Raw genomic sequence first — 16,849 nt, forward strand, 5'->3', positions numbered from 1 at the left:
GCAGCAAGCGCTTGGGAGGCGGCATGCGGATCGTCAACATGGGCGAGTGGCCCCTGGGCCAGGAGGACGAGCGGCACCACGAGCCCGGCGGCGAGCCGCTGTGGAACGAGTCCTGGTACTACGACTTCGTCTCCGAGGACGGCGAGGTGGGCGGCTACGTCCGCCTCGGCCTCTACCCCAACTGGAAGCGGGCCTGGTACTGGGCCTGCGTCGTGACGAAGGACGGGATCGTCACGCACCTCGATCACGACGCGCCGCTGCCGGACGCGGACCTGACGGTGGCGGGCGCCGGTTACACGGCCTCCCATCGCACGACCAACCCGCTCCGGACCGTACGCGTCCGCCTGGACTCCGCGGACCTGGCCCTCGACCTCGAATGGCGGACGGCGGGAGGCGTCTACGGCTACGCGATCACCCCCCGCTACGAGATCCCCTGCGAGGTCACCGGCACGATCGGCGGCACCCCCTTCCGCGGCCACGGCGAGCGCGACCACAGCTGGGGCGTGCGCGACTGGTGGTCCATCTCCTGGTTGTGGAGCAGCGCCCACATGGAGGACGGCACCTACCTGCACGGCATGCGGGCCAACCTCGGCCTGGAGCTGCCCTGGCCGGCGTTCCAGGCGCCCCCGGGCGGCGAGGTCGAGCACGTGGCGGGCTTCTCGGCGGCCACCTCATTCGACGGGGACCGGCCGAGGGAGACCGTGCTGCGCTTCCCCGGAATGACCACCACGGTGCGCCCGATCGCCTTCGCCCCCGTGACGCTGACCTCTCCCGAGGGCGCGGTCGCCGAGTTCCCCAGGGCGATGTGCGCGTTCGAGACCGAGGACGGGCGCAGGGGCCACGGCTGGACGGAGTGGCACCAGCCGCCGGGCTGGCGGGAACATGCCTGGCAGTCACCTGCATAACCGGGTTTAGGGGACATTCGGCCGGAAACTGTGAGGGGATGGGGGGACTGCGCTGCGTTGACGGGTCATATCTGACCGTCACGCCGGTGGCGTGCACGGACAGCCTCGGCACGCCGTACGAGATCACCCTTGAGCTGCATCGCGACGGCACGCCGTACGGCAGCGTGGGGGAGCGCTGCGGCTGGCTGCTGGCCCGCCTGGCGCGCGGCGTCGACGAGGCCCGCCAGGGCGGGGGAGCGGCCAGGCACTGGACCGACCCCGACGACCGCTTCCCCGACGAGGAGCCGGAGAGCGAGCTGTTCTCCTTCCGCTACCGCACGAGGGCCGGCCTGGTGGGCGGCGGGGAGCTGCGCTGCCAGCTCAGGACCATCCCCGTGTGGCAGCCGGGGCCGGGTGAGTGGCGGCTCACCAGGCGGGCCTACGTGGAGGCGTGGGGCGCCACGGGCGTGGGCATGCGGGCGGTGCTGAAGTCCTCGGAGTTGGCGGTGTTCGTGCGCGAGCTCGTGGATGAGGCGGAAGTGTGTCTAGAAGGTAGAGATCTGGCGAGGAATCCGGTGGAGGGGGCAGGCACGGGCGATTCGCGGTGATAATTGCCTGTTGGGTCAACCGACCAAAGGCACAGCACCGCTGGGGAGGCACTCCGTGGGCCTGCGCGATCTGGTCTACCGGCTGTATGAACACCGGCTGGAGACCAAGCTGTCGAAGGACAGCGTTCCCCGGCACGTCGGGGTCATCATCGACGGCAACCGCCGCTGGGCGCGCGCCATGGGCATGCGCGACGTGGCGTCGGGCCACCGCAAGGGCGCGGACAAGATCTCCGAGCTGCTCGGCTGGTGCCGTGAGACGGGCGTCGAGGTCGTCACGGTGTGGATGCTGTCCAATGACAACCTCAACCGGCCGAGGGAAGAGCTGGAGCCGCTGCTGCGCATCATCGAGGACGTGACGCAGGAGCTGGTGGACGAGGGCTGGCGGATCAGCCCGGTCGGCGCGCTCGACCTGCTGCCGGATCGCACGGCCAATGTCCTAAAAAATGCAAAAGAAGCTTCATCACACCGTCCAGGCCTGATTGTGAACGTTGCAGTTGGGTATGGAGGAAGACGTGAGATTGCCGATGCGGTGCGCTCACTGCTCCAGGAGCAAGCGAGCAGGGGAGCGAGCATCGAGGACCTGGTCGAGGTGCTCGATGTGGAGCACATCGCGGAGCATCTTTACACTCGCGGCCAGCCCGATCCGGACCTCCTCATCCGGACCTCGGGCGAGCAGCGTCTGTCGGGCTTCATGCTCTGGCAGAGCGCTCATTCGGAGTTCTACTTCCACGAGGCCTACTGGCCTGACTTCCGCAGGGTCGACTTCCTGCGGGCGCTGCGTGATTACGCTGCGAGAAACCGACGTTACGGTTCCTGACCCGACATTCGGGTATCCAGGACGTAACGTTGGAAGTGTCCGGTCACAGGTCGGACATTTCGGAGAGGTCCCGCCTTTGCACCAACATCTGCCGAGGGGGGCCGGATTCCGGCACACCGACGGCAGCTCGCGGTCGGGGACGCGGGTCCGGTCCGATTCCCACCTCGTCTGCAGGGCGCCCGCACCAAGGGGCGCCCGGGGGAGAACGTGTGGCAGTGTCCTCGAGCAACCCTACTCACCAGTCGGCCAAGCGCACGTACGTGCTGGACACCTCGGTTCTGCTGGCCGACCCGGCCGCGATGACCCGGTTCGCCGAGCACGACGTGGTCCTTCCGATCGTGGTCATCACGGAGCTGGAAGGCAAGCGGCACCATCCGGAGCTCGGCTACTTCGCGAGGAAGGCTCTGCGCTACCTCGACGAGCTAAGGGTCCAGTACGGCAGACTGGACGAGCCGATGCCGACCGGGGACGGCACGATCAGGGTCGAGCTCAACCACAGCGATCCGTCCATTCTGCCCGTGGGCTTCCGCCTCGGTGACAACGACACGCGCATCCTGACCGTGGCCCGCTCGCTGGCCGCCGAGGGCTGCGACGTCGTGCTGGTGTCCAAAGACCTGCCGCTGCGGGTCAAGGCGGCCTCCATCGGGCTGTCCGCCGAGGAATACCGCGCCGAGCTGGTCCACGAGTCCGGCTGGACGGGGATGGCCGAGGTCCAGGTGACCACCGAAGACGTCGAGACGCTCTTCGACAAGGGCACCGCCGACCTGGAGGAGGCCAGAGAGCTCCCCACGCACACCGGCCTCCGGCTGCTGTCGGCCAAGGGCTCGGCGCTGGGCCGGGTGCAGCCCGACAAGTCGGTCCGCCTGGTCCGCGGCGACCGGGAGGTCTTCGGCCTGCACGGCCGCTCGGCCGAGCAGCGCATCGCGCTCGACCTGCTGATGGACCCGGAGGTCGGCATCGTCTCGCTCGGTGGCCGGGCCGGCACGGGCAAGTCGGCGCTGGCGCTCTGCGCGGGTCTGGAGGCGGTCCTGGAGCGCCGCCAGCACCGCAAGGTGATCGTCTTCCGCCCCATCTACGCCGTCGGCGGCCAGGAGCTCGGCTACCTGCCCGGCAGCGAGGGCGAGAAGATGGGCCCCTGGGCGCAGGCGGTCTACGACACGCTCGGCGCGATCACCTCTCCCGAGGTGATCGAGGAGGTGCTCGACCGGGGCATGCTGGAGGTGCTCCCGCTGACGCACATCCGGGGCCGCTCGCTCCACGACGCGTTCGTGATCGTGGACGAGGCCCAGTCGCTGGAGCGCGGGGTGCTGCTGACGGTGCTGAGCCGGATCGGCGCCAACTCGCGGGTGGTGCTCACCCACGACGTGGCCCAGCGCGACAACCTGCGGGTCGGCCGGCATGACGGCGTGGTGGCGGTGGTGGAGAAGCTGAAGGGCCACCCGCTGTTCGCCCACGTCACGCTGACCAGGTCGGAGCGCTCGCCGATCGCCGCACTGGTGACGGAGATGCTCGAGGACATCACCATGTGATCATTTCAGCTCGCCGCAGGTGAACTCCCCCTCCGTCCTGGAGGGGGAGTTCTCGTTCTCCCGGACGATCTTGACCAGCTCGAACGCCGCGTCCTGCTGGGCGGTGCAGACGATCTGCGCCTTGCCGAGCTTGGTCAGCGTGCCCTCGCCGCTGATGTAGACGGTCAGCGTCGAGGTGCGCGGGAGCTGGATCTCGTCGCGCTGCGGCGGGTTGATCGAGTTCTTGATCCTCAGGTACGTGAACCCGCGCAGCGCCGTGTCCCGGTCCCCGAGCGGTTGCGTGGAGGCCTCGAAGAGTGCCCCGAGCAGGCTGGCCACGGTGTCGGTGTCGACGTCGGCCGGTTCCAGGGCGAGCTCGCCGTTCCTGATCAGGAAGATCGTCTTGGACGGCGGCGGGATCCTGATGGTGGGCGCGTTGCCCCGGTCCTGCACGTCCGTGGGCGAGATGCCGCAGGCCGTGAGGGTCAGCAGGGCGGCGATGGCGAGGGCGCGTACGGGCGTCTTCATGCGTGCGGGAGCCAGACCGTGAAGAGGGTTCCGGGATTCTGGGGGCGTACGGAGATCGTGCCGCCGTGGAGGAGGACGTTCGCGCGGGCGATGGCCAGGCCCAGGCCGCTGCCCTGGCTGCGCTCCCGGCCGGCGCCCGCCTTGAAGAAGCGGTCGAAGACGTGCGCCAGCGCCTCGTGCGGGATCCCTTTGCCGTGGTCGCGCACCTTCACCTCCAGGCCGTTCTCGGTGGCCCTGGCGCTGACCACCACCGGAGGCAGGCCGTGCTTGAGCGCGTTGCCGACGAGGTTGGCCACGATGACGTCGAACCTGCTGGCGTCGAGGGTGGCGGTCAGGCCCTGGGACGCCTTCACCGTCACCTCGTCGCTCCAGCCGCGCACCTCCAGGCAGTCCTGGATGGCGTCGGCCACGTTCACCGGTTCGAGGTTGAGCGTGGCGGTGCCCGCGTCGAAGCGGCTGATCTCGATGAGGTGCTCGACCAGCTCGCGCAGGCGGTCGATCTCCCTGAGCACCAGCCGCACGGCCTGCGCGGGCGCGTCCGGCAGGTGGTCGGCCTCGTCGGAGAGCATGTCGGCCACGGCCGTCATCGCGGTCAGCGGCGTGCGCAGCTCGTGCGAGACGTCGGCCACGAACCTGCGCGACATGGCCTCCAGCGAGCGCAGCTCGGCCACGCTCAGCTCCAGCGCCGCGGCCGCGTCGTTGAACCTGGCGGTGAGCCCGGCCAGCTCGTCCTGGCCGTGCACGGGCAGGCGGGTGTCCAGCCGGCCCTGGCCGAGCGCCTGGGCGGCGGCGCTCAGCCGGCGTACCGGCAGGAGCACCTGCCTGGCCGACAGCAGCGCCACGACCAGGGCGATCAGCACGATGCCCACGCCGGCCTGGGTGAGCGTGGTCCTGAGCGTGGCGAGCTGGCGCTCGTCGTCCTGCATGGGGAAGAAGACGAATGCCCGCAGCCCGGTGGCCTCCGCCCCGCCCGAGTTGGCGCGGTACACCTCGGCGCCGACGATGAGGAACAGCTCGTTGCGGATGATCTTGCGCTGGGTGACGACGCTCTGCTTGGCCCGGCCGTACAGCTCGTTGGGCACGTCGCTCATCGACAGGGGGCCCTCGGCCGCGATCAGGCCGTGGTACTCGACCAGCACGCTGCGGCCGGGGCCGCTGAGCGCGTGGGCCAGGCGGTCGAGCTCCTTCGACGTCGGCGCGGCCTCACCGGGCCTGAGTTTGCCGACCGGGAACGTGACGCTGCCGAGCTCCCTGGTCACCAGGTCGAGCGAGGTGGTCTCGGCCCTGGTGACGAGCGCGGTCTTGGCCAGCTCGAAGCCGATCGTGGCGACCACCAGCGCGGCGGCGACGGCGACGAGGGTGAACGTGATGACCAGGCGGGCGCGCAGCCCCGTGGGAAGCGGGATCACGGAGGGCTGAACCGGTAGCCGAAGCCGCGCACGGTGTGGATGAAGACGGGCTCGGCGGGCTTGGGCTCGATCTTGGCCCGGATGCGCTGCACGCAGGCGTCCACCAGGCGGGAGTCGGCGATGTGCGTGTGGTCCCAGACCACGCGCAGCAGGTAGCGGCGGTTGAGCACCTGGCCGGGGTGCCGTACGAGCTCCAGCAGCAGCCGCAGCTCGGTCGGGGTCAGGTGGATCTCCTTGCCCGACAGCGTGACCTTGAGCGCGCCCCGGTCGATCACGAGGTCGCCGAAGGTGATGCGGTCGGAGGCGGCGGACTCGGCCCGGCGCAGCACGGCGCGGATGCGGGCGTCCAGGACCCGGGGCTCGACCGGCTTGACCACGTAGTCGTCGGCGCCGGCCTCCAGCCCCACCACGACGTCCAGGTCGTCGCCCCTGGCGGTGAGCAGGATGACCGGGAGCTGGTCGAGCTTGCGTACGCGACGGCACACCTCGACCCCGTCGATTCCCGGGAGCATGACGTCGAGGATCGCGATCTCCGGGCGGCGGGCTCTGATGTGGTCGAGAGCCTCCTCACCCGTCGCGTACGACGTGACGGAATGCCCCTGTCGGGTCAGCGCCAGCTCGAGAGCCGTACGGACCGAGGGGTCGTCTTCAACAAGGAGGATGCCAGCCACGCGCACATTATTATTCCATGTCCCGAATATCCGGGTTGTGTCACCGAACTGTGACATGGCGCGGATCCGATCCCGAAGAAGGCACGCAACCCTGAAAGCGGCTTCCCTTCGGTTACGGGCGCCCGAAGGGGAGCCGTTGTCTGGTGTGACTAAAGTCACAATATTTCGGAAACTCCCACCTAACCTGGTGGTTGGTGAAATTTACGCCAAGGGATTCCCGCGTTTCGGTTGCGGACCACCCCCTATGACAGGGCAAGCTCATGCATCGTGAGCCCCGGTCCGCAGTTGAGTGAGCGCCCCCCGAAGGAAGATCTCCCCTCGGTGCGCCGGCCTGCGCGCTTCACTCCCAAGCGCGTCATCATCACCGTGCTCTCCCTGGTGATCGTCTTCGGCGGCGGCGGTTTCGTCGCCTACAGAGCAGTCGAGAACGCGAACGAGCCGCCCAAGGACGCCTTCTCCCTGGAGGACCTGGGCAAGCTCGCCAGCGGCGACCTCTACGCGCCCGATCCCGAGAACGACCTGCTCAAGGCCGAGGCCGAGCAGGCGTACCGGGCCGACCAGCTCAAGAAGGGCCGCTCCGGCGCGGCGGGCAAGGGCCTCGACTGGGTCGTGCCCAAGCAGGCCCCCGCCGGCGACGGCTTCCCCGCCCAGAACTTCCCGCCGGGCAGCGACCCCTCGCCGGGCAGCAACAAGGCCACGGCCAAGGCCATGATGGCCTCGTTCGGGTTCGGCGCGGACCAGTGGGGCTGCCTGGAGCGGCTCTGGCACAAGGAGAGCGGCTGGAACGAGCGGGCCATGAACCGCTACTCCGGCGCGTACGGCATCCCGCAGTCCCTGCCCGGCAGCAAGATGGCCAGCGCGGGCGCCGACTGGCAGACCAACGCCGCCACCCAGATCAAGTGGGGCCTGGGCTACATCAAGGGCCGCTACGGCAGCCCCTGCGGTGCCTGGGGCCACTCACAGTCCGTGGGTTGGTATTAACGGGTCAACTTTCCGCCTCTAATCGGCAAGCCGTCACGCCCGATCCTGTATACGGGCGCACGCTGGCCGCATGGGTGTGAAGGTCAGTGTGATCATCAATGTCCACAATCCGGGTGACACCGCCGACGCGTGCATCCGCTCCGCGCTGGAGCAGACGATGCCCGCGGACGAATACGAAGTGATCTTCGTGGACGACGGGTCCACGGACGGGATCGCCGAGCGCCTGGACACCATCGCCACGGTCCGGACGAACGTCCGTGCGCTGCACCTGCCGTACACGGGCTCACCGAGCCGCGGCCGCAACGTGGGGCTCGCGGCGGCCGCCGGCGACTACGTCTACTTCCTCGACCCGGGCGACCGCCTGGAGCGGGACGCGCTCGTGCACATGCATGAGCGCGCCGTGGAGACCGACGCGGACGTGCTGGTCGGCCGGCTGATCCGCGACTACGGCCCGCCGATGACGGCGTTCGAGCGCAGCTCGGCCCGCGCCGACATCCTGCGCGACCGGCTGCTCACTCTGCTGGTCCCGCAGCAGCTCTACCGCCGGGCCTTCCTGGAGGAGCACGAGCTGGGCTTCTCGGTGCCCGGCGGCCGGATGGGCGAGCAGGCGTTCGTGCTGCGGGCCTACCTGCAGGCCAAGGTCGTCGCGGTGCTGGCCGAGCACGTCTGCTGCCACCTCGGGGAGCGCCCGCCTGCCGAGGAGGAGCCGCGGGCGATCGTCAAGGAGCTGCACGCGCTGCTCGACGACATCGACACGTACGTGGGCGAGGGCCGCCAGCGCGACCGCATGTACGCCTACTGGCTCCGCTACGCCGTCCTGCGCCCGCTGGTGACCGCCAAGTTCGCCGACTCCTCCGTCGACCGGGGCATGCACTTCCGCGTCGTCCAGGAGCTGATGGCCCGGCGCTTCCCCGAGCGGCTCGACCGCCACCTGCCGGTCCAGCTCCGCGTGGTGGCCGGGTACGTACGGATGGGCCGCCTGGACCAGATCGTGCTGCTGGCGAACTCCGTCAGGCGCGCGGGCCTGCGCGCCGACCTCACCGAGGTGCGCTGGGACGCCCACGTCCTGGTGCTCGGGCTGACCGCGGAGATCCGGGCCGGCGACGGCTCACCGGACAGGTACCGGGTGGACGGCGACCGCCTGCACTGGATCCCGCCGCGCTCGTTGGACACCAAGAAGCTGTCGCCGGACGTCACCGACATCACCGACGCCGTCGAGCGGGCCCGCATCGAGCTCTACGTGCGGCACACCGAGACGGGCGTCGTCCACTTCCTGCCGCTGACCCAGCACGTCGAGCGCATCCAGGACGGCCGCCGCCGCGTCCGCATCCGGATCAAGGGCGAGACCAGGCTGGACATCACCAGCGCCGCTCTCGGCGAGCCGCTCAGGCCGGGCCAGTGGGAGGTGCACGTCCGCATGTACAGCGGCGCCAACCAGGCCAGGAGCCGGGTCAGCCGCCCCGAGGGCCCGCTCAACTGCCTGGGCGTGCTGGCCCAGCGGCCCAGGATGCGGCTGGTGGTGCCGTGCTGGAGCGATCAGGGGGAGCTGGGCCTGGCCATCGAGCCGCGCTCGTTCTCCGAGTCGATCGCGCTGGTGTCGCCGGGCGTGATGGTCAAGCAGCTCGACAAGCACCTTTACGTCGTGCTGCCGGTGCCGTACGTGCCGCCGAGCGGCGGGCCGGCGCTGGAGCTGGTGCTGCGCAGCACCGGCCGGCGGGGCCGCGAGGTGTGCGCGCCCGCGCTGGTCGAGGCGGGAGTGCCGGGGCGGATCGCGGGCCAGCTGGTGGCCAAGGTGCCGGTCAAGCGGCTGATGCCGGGCGTCGAGCATCTGGGCCCCGGCGACTGGATCACCTCGCTGCGCTCCTCGGAGGAGGAGATCGGGCTGCGGTTCGCGCTGGAGATGCGCAGGGGCCGGGTCGAGGTGCGCCCGGCCACCGCCGTCGGTCCCGAGCGCCGCTCGCCCATGGGCCGGGAGACCGTGCTGTACCGCCTCGGCAGGCGGCTGCCCGGCGCGCGGCACATGGTGCGCTGGGCGCGCGCGGGCAGGCATCGCTACCTCAGGGACTGACCCAGCCCTCCAGCTCCTGGAAGGCGCTCCTGAAGGCCGGGAGCATCGGCTTGAGCCGGTCGGGGTGGACGTCCACCAGGCTGTCCAGGTGGTTGCCGCCCTCGACGCGGTGATAGCGGAACGGCCGGTGCGGGCCGACCATCTTCGCGTAGACGTCGGAGTCGCGCGAGATGGGCAGCAGCGTGTCCAGCGTGCCGTGCAGGGTGATCAGCGGCTTGGTGATCCGCCCGGTCAGCGCGATCTTGGCCACGGCCGCGTACGGGCGGCGCTCGTCGTAGTCGTAGTCGGCGGGCGCGCCCTGGTAGGACGGGTCCAGCTCCTTCTGGTAGAGCTGCTGGGTGAGCTCCCAGTAGTACTGCCGGTGGAACGGCCACAGGAACTCCGAGCCCGCCGCGAACCCGGCGGCCCGCACCCCGGCCTCGTCCGGGTACGCCTTCAGGGCCGGGGGCAGGAAGTTCAGCAGGTTGTCGCCCTTGACCCGCCAGAGCGTGCCCTCCCAGTCCACGCCGCCGTCGTAGAGCCAGCCCCGGTTCTCCAGCTGCCACCTGACCAGGTAGCCGCCGTTGGAGATGCCGGCGGCGAACGTACGGTCGGGCTTGCGGCCGTACCGCTGCCTGACCACGGCCTTGGCGGCCACGGTGAGCTGGGTGACGCGGTGGTTCCACTCGGCGATGGCGTCGCCGGGGGAGCGGCCGTCCTCGTGGAAGTTCACGCCGACGTTGCCCTTGTCGGTGGCGGCGAACGCGTACCCCTTGGACAGGACCCAGTCGGAGATCGTGTAGTCGTTGGCGTACTGCTCCCTGTTGCCCGGGGTGCCGCTGACGACCAGGCCGCCGTTCCAGTTCTCCGGCAGCCTGATCACGAACTGGGAGTCATGGTTCCAGCCGCGCGTGGCGTTGCCGGTGGAGGTGTCGGGGAAGTAGCCGTCGATCTGGATGCCGGGCACGCCGGTCGGGTTGACCGTGGCGGCCGAGTGCAGCCCGGCCCAGTCGGCCGGGTCGGTGTGCCCGGTGAGCGCCGTGCCCGCCGTGGTCAGGTCGTCGAGCGCGGCGATCTCGGCGCGCTCGGCGCCCGGCACGGTGAGCTGCTGGGCGGGCGTCAGTAAGCTCGCCACGAGGGTGAGTGCGACCAGCATCTACGCCTTCCTCAGGTGCTCGGCCAGCAGGCGCTGGAACTCGGCGGGGTGCTCCAGGTGCGGGCTGTGGCCGCAGTCGTCCAGCACGGCCTCCTGGAAGCGGCCGTAGCGCTCCAGCACCGCCCTGGTCTGCGCCACCATGGGCTGGGCCGGGGTACCGGGGGAGCCGGGCACGACGCCGAGCGCGCCCAGGTGGGCCAGGTCGAACAGCGACGCGTCGGAGACGATCACGTCGTCGGCGCCCCTGATCCACAGGATCGGCGGCTTGGGGTCGATCTCGTGGAGGTCGTCCAGGCGGAAGTGGGTGGGCGCCAGGGCGTTGAGCACGCCGGTCTTCCCCGGCGCCACGCCCGGCCACGCGTCGGAGGAGGCGGCGTCGCCGGGGTAGTGCGCCTCGCCGACCCGGGTGGTCAGCATCGCGGCGACGTAGAAGTCCTCGTCGGGGACGGGGTGCTTGACGTAGGAGGAGCGGAAGACGTTGCGGGGCGACGTCGGCGACTCATCCGACATGTCGCCCGCCTGCAGCCGGGCCAGGAAGTCCGGATTGGCCGCCCCGGCTCCCGCGCCCGTGCCGTCCGGGTGCGTGAGCCGGCCGTCCGCGCCCGCGGTGCCCCCGTAGCCGTACGGGGAGACCGGGTTGACCAGGGTGACGCTCCTGACGGCCGCGGGGCGGTCGCGCAGGATCTGCAGGACGACGCCCCCGCCCATGCTCCAGCCGACCAGGTGGACCCCGTCCAGGCCCAGCTCGCCGATCAGCTCGATCAGGTCGTCGGAGTAGTCCCGCAGCCCCCTCGTGGCGTCCACGGGCGCCGGGTCGGTCCCGCCGAACCCGCGCAGGTCCGCCGCGAGCGGGCGGTACTCCTCGGGCAGCGCCGCCAGGCTGTCGCGCCAGAAGGCGCCGGAGGAGACGTTCCCGTGCACGAACAGCACGGGCTCGCCGGTGGTCCTGCCCTCGACGGTCAGGACGTGCTGGGTGAGCCTGGGTGTGGTGACCTTCATCGCGCGTGGATCCTTTCGGCCAGGTCGCGGCCCTGGGTCTCGCGTGCGGTGTAGACCGCGATCAGGGTGAGCACCGCCGCCAGGCCAAGGTAGATGGAGATGGGCACGCTGCTCGAGTAGGCCTGCAGCAGGGCGACCGCGATGATCGGGGCCAGCGCGCCGGCCACGATCGCCGAGAGCTGCGCGCCGATGGAGACGCCGGTGTAGCGCGTCCTGGTGCCGAACAGCTCGGAGAAGAAGGCCGCCTGCGGGCCGTACATCATGCCGTGGAAGAGCAGGCCGACGGTGACCGCCAGGGTGATCGCCAGGAAGTTGCCCGTGTCGACGAGCGGGAAGAACGCGAAGATCCACAGCCCGATGCCGGCGGCGCCCGCCAGGTAGATCGGGCGGCGGCCGACCCGGTCGGACAGCGCGCCCCATATCGGGATCGTGACGAAGTGGATGGCGGAGGAGATCAGCACCGCGTTCAGCACGGTCGAGTTGGAGATGCCGTTCTGCTTGGCGTAGGTGATGACGAAGACGGTCAGCAGGTAGAAGGAGATGTTCTCCGCCAGGCGCGCGCCGATCGCGGTGAGCACGTCCTTCGAGTGATACCGCAGCACCCCGACGATCGGGGCCCTGGGCTCGGGCGCGGACTCCCGGAACACCGGCGACTCGCTGATCGTCAGCCGGATCCAGAGCCCGATCAGCACCAGCACGCCCGACAGCAGGAACGGCACGCGCCAGCCCCACGACAGGAACGCCTCGTCGCTCTGCCAGGCGGCCAGCGCCGCCAGCACGCCGGTGGCCAGCAGGTTGCCGCCCGGGGCGCCCGCCTGCGGCCAGGAGGCCCAGAAGCCGCGCCGCGCCGTGTCGCCGTGCTCGGAGACGATCAGCACCGCGCCGCCCCACTCGCCGCCGAGCGCGAAGCCCTGCACGAGCCGGAGGGAGGTCAGCACGAGCGCCGCGGCGGGCCCCAGCGTCTCGTACGTCGGCAGGCAGCCGATCAGGAATGTCGCCGCGCCCATCATGACCAGGCTGACGACCAGCAGCGTCTTGCGGCCGATCCGGTCGCCGAAGTGGCCGAAGACCAGGCCGCCGAGCGGGCGGGCGATGAATCCGACGGCGTAGGTGAGGAACGCCAGCAGCGTCCCGGTCAGCGGGTCGGACTCGGGGAAGAAGAGCTTGTTGAACACGAGGGCGGCTGCCGAGCCGTACAGGAAGAAGTCGTACCACTCGACGGTGGTGCCGATCAGGCTCGCGGCGACGATCTTCTTGATGGAAGTGGCCATGCCGGTCACCGTAGGTTGTGACCGAGGTCACTCATATGGTGTTCGGGCCCACAGTCTTCGTGCCGGATGTGTGGCCGAGCCGGTGCAGGCGGAGCGCGAGCTGGATCTCCAGCGCCCGCTCGGGCTCCAGCCAGCCGTCGCCCAGGAGTTTGCCGATGCGGTCGAGGCGCTGCGTGACGGTGTTCACGTGGATGTGCATGGCCTCGGCCGTACGCGAGGGCGAGCCGCCCGTGCCGAAGTACGTCTCCAGCGTGCCGGCCAGCGCGGTGCCCCTGCGCGCGTCATAGTCGATCACCTCGCCGAGCACCCTGTCGACGAACCCGCGCACGTCGCGCCCGTCGCCCACGAGCAGCCCGACGAACCCCAGCTCGGCCGCGCTCGCGCCGCCGCCCGCGCGCCCGAGCGCGATCAGCGCCTCCGCGCACCGCCGCGCCTCCTGGTAGGCGGCGGCCACGTCCTGGACCACCTGCCCGCCCTGCCCGCCCACGCCGGACGCGCCCGCGGTCGCCGTGCCGTGCAGCGAGGCGGTCAGCTCGGCGGCCACGCGCTGCGCCATGACGCCCGCGTTCTCGCCCGGCAGCAGCAGCACCACCTCGTCGCCCCGCCCCGCGGCCAGCCCGTGCCGCATCGCGGCCTGGGAGGAGGCCCAGAAGGCGGCGCGTTCCCGCTGCCCTTCGTGCTTGGCCACCACGACGACGTGCGGCGCGCCCAGATCGACCCCGAGCCGCCTGGCCCGGTCGGCCAGCCCGGGGGAGTCGGGCCGCGAGATCAGGTCGTCGAGCAGCTCGCCCCTGACCCGCCCCTCGGCCTCGGCCACGCTCCTGCGGAACAGCAGCAGCAGCGCGCACACCAGCGCCGCCCGCTCCAAGATGCGCTCGTCGGCGTCGTCGCTGCGCAGCACCAGCGTGCACAGCGGCTCCCCGCCGACGTCCGCGGAGGCGATCAGCAGATCGCCCTTGCGCACGGTACGCCCCAGCGCCCTGGACGCCTGCGCCGCCTCGAACACCCCGGCGTCCAGCCCGGCCAGCTCGCCCGCGTCGCCGCTGATCACCCGGCCCAGGTCGTCGAGCACGGCCAGCGACCCGCCGAGCACGTCGGTCACCACGGCCGCCACGTCCTCGATGCCACCGCCGCGCAACACCAGCGAGGTCATCCTGTCGTGGGCCATGGCGGCCCGCTCGACGGCCTCGCCGTGTGCCCTGGCGGTCCTGTGGGCGTGGGAGAGCTCCTCCAGCGCGTTCCTGGTCTCCTGCAGCAGCCTGGCGTTGTCGATCGCGACGGCGGCGTGCGCGGCCAGGCTGGCCAGCAGCGACACCTCCTCCTGGTGGAACGGCCGCGCGCTGCGGTTGGCCGCCATCAGCACGCCGATCACCCGCTGCCCCAGCCGCAGCGGCACGCCCAGGATGGCGACCAGCCCCTCCTCCTTGACGGCCTCGTCGATGTGCTCCTTGTGCCGGAACCTGGCGTCGGCGAAGTAGTCGGCCGTCGAGTACGGCGTGGCCGTCTGCGCGACCAGCCCGCCCAGCCCCGCCCCCATGGCCAGCCGCAACGCCCGGAACTTGGCCGAGATCGACCCGTCCGTGACCCGCATGTAGGTGTCACCGCGCTCGGGGTCGTGCAGCGTCATGTACGCGACGTCGGTGGCCAGGAGCTGCCTGGCCCGGTGCACGATCGCCTCCAGCACGGCGTCGAGGTCGCGCAGCGCCGCCAGGTCGCCGGCCGTGTCGTAGAGCGCCGACAGCTCGGCCTCGCGCCGGGCGCGCCGCTTGAGCAGGTCACGCACCTTGAGCGCCTCGACCTTGGCCCGCTCCAGCTCCTCGATCGCGGCCGGGTCGGCGCCGGCGGCCCTGGCCTGGATGATCGGCCCCTCGAACTCGACCGCCGAAGCCTCCCTGGCCAGCAGTTCGAGGAAGTGTCTGGCCATCAGCGGGCGGTCCACCCGCCGTCCACCGGCAGCGACACCCCGGTGATGAACGCCCCGCTCGGCCCGCACAGGTAGGCGACCAGCTCGGCCACCTCCTCCGGCTCGATCAGCCGCTTGATCGCGGCGGGCTCCAGCATGATGTTCTCCACGACCTCCTCCGGCGCGATGCCGTGCACTCTAGCCTGGTCGGCGATCTGCGCCTCCACCAGGCCCGTCCGCACGTACGCCGGGCAGACGCAGGTCGAGGTCACCCCGTGGGGCGCCCCTTCGAGCGCCACCACCTTGGAGAACCCCTCCAGCGCGTGCTTGGCCGTCGTGTAGGCCGACTTGTACGGCGAGGCCCGCAACCCGTGCACCGACGAGATGTTCACGAACCTGCCCCAGCCCCTGGCGTACATGCCGGGCAGCACCTTCCGCGCGATCAGGAACGGCGCCTCGACCATCACCCTGAGCATCGTGGCGAAGACCTCGGGCGGGAACTCCTCGATCGGCGCGACGTGCTGGAACCCGGCGTTGTTCACCACGATGTCGACGGGCTCGTCCGGCAGCGCCGCCGCGAAACCCGGGTCGCTCAGATCGGCCACCACGGCCGTGCCGCCGATCTCGGCGGCCACCTTCCCGGCGGGCTCGGCCCGCATGTCGACGACCAGCACCCTGGCCCCCGCCGCGGCCAGCCGCCGGGCGCACGCCGCCCCGATGCCGCCCCCGGCCCCCGTCACCAGCGCGGTCCGCCCCGTCAGCTCGTTCGCCATACCCCGCACCTTAGGCGGTGGCCGCGCCGCGCCGCATGGGTGCGGGCGACATAGATGCGTGCCGCCATATGTGGATCAAGGGCATCTGCTATGTTGGGGGCATGATCGCGTATTCGTCACAGTGGTGGCCCGCCTCCTAGGCGGACCTCCGGCGCATACGCACACGGCCGCCTCGACGAGGCGGCCGTCACCGTTTCTGGTGGGTGTCCCCCCGTCGAGCACTGACGAGAAGGGGACTTTCATGACCACCACCTGGCCGCGGCTCCTCACCGCGCTGCTGGACGGCGTGTCGCTGACCTCCCGCCAGGCCGCCTGGGCCATGGGCGAGATCATGTCGGGCCGCGCGACGGACGCCCAGATCGCCGCGTTCGCCATCGCCCTGCGGGCCAAGGGAGAGAGCGTGGCGGAGGTGTCCGGGCTGGCCGACGGCATGCTGGCCAGATCGTCGGCCATCCGGGTCCAGGGCGACCCCGTGGACCTGGTCGGCACCGGCGGCGACCGGGCCAACACCGTGAACATCTCCACCATGGCCGCCGTCGTGGCCGCCGCCGCGGGCGCCAAGGTGGTCAAGCACGGCGGCCGGGCCGCGTCCTCCATGGCGGGGGCGGCGGACGTGCTCGAAGAGCTCGGCGTGGTCGTCGACCTGCCGCCCGCCGCCGTGGTCCGGGTGGCGGACGAGGTCGGGATCACGTTCTGCTTCGCGCCCGTCTTCAACCCGGCGCTGAGACGGACCTCGGGGCCGCGCCGCGAGCTCGGCGTCCCCACGGTCTTCAACTTCCTCGGCCCGCTCACCAACCCCGCGCTCCCGCCCGCCCAGGCGGTCGGGGTCTTCCATCCGGGCATGGCCCCGGTCATCGCGGGCGTCCTGGCCGAGCGCGGTTGCTCCGCGCTCGTCTTCCGGGGCGACGACGGGCTCGACGAGCTGACGACCTGCGGGCCCTCGACGATCTGGGTCGTACGCCGGGGCGTCGTGACGCGTACCGCCTTCGATCCCCTCGACCTGTCCATCCCGCGCGCCCATGCCGACGACCTGCGCGGCGGCGACGCGCGGCACAACGCGGACGTGGCACGGGCGGTGCTCTCCGGCGAGCGGGGCCCGGTGCGCGATGTCGTCCTGCTCAACGCGGCCGCCGCCGTGGTGGCCGCCGACGGCACGCCGCCGGCGGCCGAGCTCACGTCCGTCCTGGCCGCGGCGCACAAGCGGACCGCGGACGCCGTCGACTCGGGCGCCGCCCTGTCCCTGCTCACCCGCTGGGCCCACGCCACGAGGACGGCCTCGGGCCAGGTGTGACCC

Annotated in this window: 15 protein-coding genes; 7 read left to right on the forward strand and 8 right to left on the reverse strand. The window is 71.2% G+C overall.

Going from position 1 to position 16,849, the window contains the following annotated elements:
* Window positions 1-23 precede the first annotated feature (23 nt).
* From ACBJ59_RS28680 to ACBJ59_RS28695, 4 genes are all read left to right on the forward strand, one after another.
* A complete protein-coding gene (locus ACBJ59_RS28680) occupies window positions 24-905 on the forward strand; it encodes a hypothetical protein (protein WP_375113331.1) in 882 nt (293 codons plus the stop codon).
* An 86-nt stretch (window positions 906-991) separates the two neighbouring features.
* A complete protein-coding gene (locus tag ACBJ59_RS28685) occupies window positions 992-1,492 on the forward strand; it encodes a hypothetical protein (protein ID WP_375113332.1) in 501 nt (166 codons plus the stop codon).
* A 55-nt stretch (window positions 1,493-1,547) separates the two neighbouring features.
* Window positions 1,548-2,309: an isoprenyl transferase gene (locus tag ACBJ59_RS28690; RefSeq protein ID WP_364118995.1), complete on the forward strand. Its 762-nt coding sequence runs from the start codon at window positions 1,548-1,550 to the stop codon at window positions 2,307-2,309.
* 260 nt (window positions 2,310-2,569) lie between these two features.
* Window positions 2,570-3,838, forward strand: coding sequence for a PhoH family protein (locus tag ACBJ59_RS28695; protein WP_364119084.1), 1,269 nt, complete (start codon window positions 2,570-2,572; stop codon window positions 3,836-3,838).
* Here ACBJ59_RS28695 and ACBJ59_RS28700 read toward each other — a convergent pair whose 3' ends face one another.
* Genes ACBJ59_RS28700 through ACBJ59_RS28710 form a run of 3 tightly spaced genes read right to left on the reverse strand, consistent with a single transcriptional unit; the run spans window position 3,839 to window position 6,425 of the window.
* On the reverse strand, window positions 3,839-4,345 hold the full coding sequence (locus ACBJ59_RS28700) for a hypothetical protein (protein WP_375113333.1): 507 nt from the start codon (window positions 4,343-4,345) through the stop codon (window positions 3,839-3,841).
* Window positions 4,342-5,754 carry an ATP-binding protein gene (locus tag ACBJ59_RS28705; protein WP_375113334.1) on the reverse strand — a complete coding sequence of 471 codons (1,413 nt, stop codon included), beginning with the start codon at window positions 5,752-5,754 and terminating at the stop codon, window positions 4,342-4,344. Before ACBJ59_RS28705 ends, ACBJ59_RS28700 begins: the two co-directional genes overlap by 4 nt.
* A complete protein-coding gene (locus tag ACBJ59_RS28710) occupies window positions 5,751-6,425 on the reverse strand; it encodes a response regulator transcription factor (RefSeq protein WP_364118986.1) in 675 nt (224 codons plus the stop codon). Before ACBJ59_RS28710 ends, ACBJ59_RS28705 begins: the two co-directional genes overlap by 4 nt.
* Window positions 6,426-6,746: 321 nt before the next feature.
* On the opposite strand from ACBJ59_RS28710, the gene ACBJ59_RS28715 reads away from it, so the two are divergent.
* Together ACBJ59_RS28715 and ACBJ59_RS28720 are read left to right on the forward strand one after the other, a co-directional pair.
* Complete coding sequence (locus ACBJ59_RS28715) at window positions 6,747-7,406, forward strand: lytic transglycosylase domain-containing protein (protein WP_375113335.1); 660 nt, start codon at window positions 6,747-6,749, stop codon at window positions 7,404-7,406.
* A gap of 70 nt (window positions 7,407-7,476) precedes the next feature.
* Window positions 7,477-9,474: a glycosyltransferase family 2 protein gene (locus tag ACBJ59_RS28720; protein ID WP_375113336.1), complete on the forward strand. Its 1,998-nt coding sequence runs from the start codon at window positions 7,477-7,479 to the stop codon at window positions 9,472-9,474.
* Here the strand turns inward: ACBJ59_RS28720 and ACBJ59_RS28725 are convergent.
* From ACBJ59_RS28725 to ACBJ59_RS28745, 5 genes are read right to left on the reverse strand one after another with little or no spacing between them, the layout of a single operon-like run.
* Entirely contained in the window at window positions 9,464-10,609 is a 1,146-nt protein-coding gene (locus ACBJ59_RS28725) for an alpha/beta hydrolase family protein (RefSeq protein ID WP_375113337.1), read from the reverse strand. The two genes, ACBJ59_RS28720 and ACBJ59_RS28725, sit on opposite strands and share 11 nt — an antisense overlap.
* Window positions 10,610-11,608, reverse strand: coding sequence for an alpha/beta fold hydrolase (locus tag ACBJ59_RS28730; protein ID WP_375113338.1), 999 nt, complete (start codon window positions 11,606-11,608; stop codon window positions 10,610-10,612).
* A complete protein-coding gene (locus ACBJ59_RS28735; RefSeq protein WP_375113339.1) occupies window positions 11,605-12,879 on the reverse strand; it encodes an MFS transporter in 1,275 nt (424 codons plus the stop codon). Before ACBJ59_RS28735 ends, ACBJ59_RS28730 begins: the two co-directional genes overlap by 4 nt.
* Window positions 12,880-12,910: 31 nt before the next feature.
* The gene (locus ACBJ59_RS28740) at window positions 12,911-14,803 is read right to left on the reverse strand and encodes a helix-turn-helix domain-containing protein (protein WP_375113340.1); all 1,893 of its coding nucleotides are present in this window, start codon (window positions 14,801-14,803) and stop codon (window positions 12,911-12,913) included.
* Entirely contained in the window at window positions 14,803-15,555 is a 753-nt protein-coding gene (locus ACBJ59_RS28745; RefSeq protein ID WP_364118968.1) for a 3-hydroxybutyrate dehydrogenase, read from the reverse strand. Before ACBJ59_RS28745 ends, ACBJ59_RS28740 begins: the two co-directional genes overlap by 1 nt.
* Before the next feature lie 241 nt (window positions 15,556-15,796).
* On the opposite strand from ACBJ59_RS28745, the gene trpD reads away from it, so the two are divergent.
* A complete protein-coding gene (gene trpD / locus ACBJ59_RS28750; RefSeq protein ID WP_375113341.1) occupies window positions 15,797-16,846 on the forward strand; it encodes an anthranilate phosphoribosyltransferase in 1,050 nt (349 codons plus the stop codon).
* The last annotated feature ends 3 nt before the right edge of the window (window positions 16,847-16,849 follow it).

Origin of the sequence: Nonomuraea sp. MTCD27 (assembly GCF_041950495.1) — a bacterium.
In the GTDB taxonomy this organism is placed as follows: Bacteria; Actinomycetota; Actinomycetes; order Streptosporangiales; family Streptosporangiaceae; genus Nonomuraea.

What these genes read in the sequence shown, in the direction of transcription:
- ACBJ59_RS28735 (WP_375113339.1), bottom strand. Translation starts at nt 12,879, where the DNA reads ATGGCCACTTCCATCAAGAAGATCGTCGCCGCGAGCCTGATCGGCACC.
- ACBJ59_RS28745 (WP_364118968.1), bottom strand. Translation starts at nt 15,555, where the DNA reads ATGGCGAACGAGCTGACGGGGCGGACCGCGCTGGTGACGGGGGCCGGG.
- ACBJ59_RS28740 (WP_375113340.1), bottom strand. Translation starts at nt 14,803, where the DNA reads ATGGCCAGACACTTCCTCGAACTGCTGGCCAGGGAGGCTTCGGCGGTC.
- ACBJ59_RS28725 (WP_375113337.1), bottom strand. Translation starts at nt 10,609, where the DNA reads ATGCTGGTCGCACTCACCCTCGTGGCGAGCTTACTGACGCCCGCCCAG.
- trpD (WP_375113341.1), top strand. Translation starts at nt 15,797, where the DNA reads ATGACCACCACCTGGCCGCGGCTCCTCACCGCGCTGCTGGACGGCGTG.
- ACBJ59_RS28680 (WP_375113331.1), top strand. Translation starts at nt 24, where the DNA reads ATGCGGATCGTCAACATGGGCGAGTGGCCCCTGGGCCAGGAGGACGAG.
- ACBJ59_RS28730 (WP_375113338.1), bottom strand. Translation starts at nt 11,608, where the DNA reads ATGAAGGTCACCACACCCAGGCTCACCCAGCACGTCCTGACCGTCGAG.
- ACBJ59_RS28700 (WP_375113333.1), bottom strand. Translation starts at nt 4,345, where the DNA reads ATGAAGACGCCCGTACGCGCCCTCGCCATCGCCGCCCTGCTGACCCTC.
- ACBJ59_RS28720 (WP_375113336.1), top strand. Translation starts at nt 7,477, where the DNA reads ATGGGTGTGAAGGTCAGTGTGATCATCAATGTCCACAATCCGGGTGAC.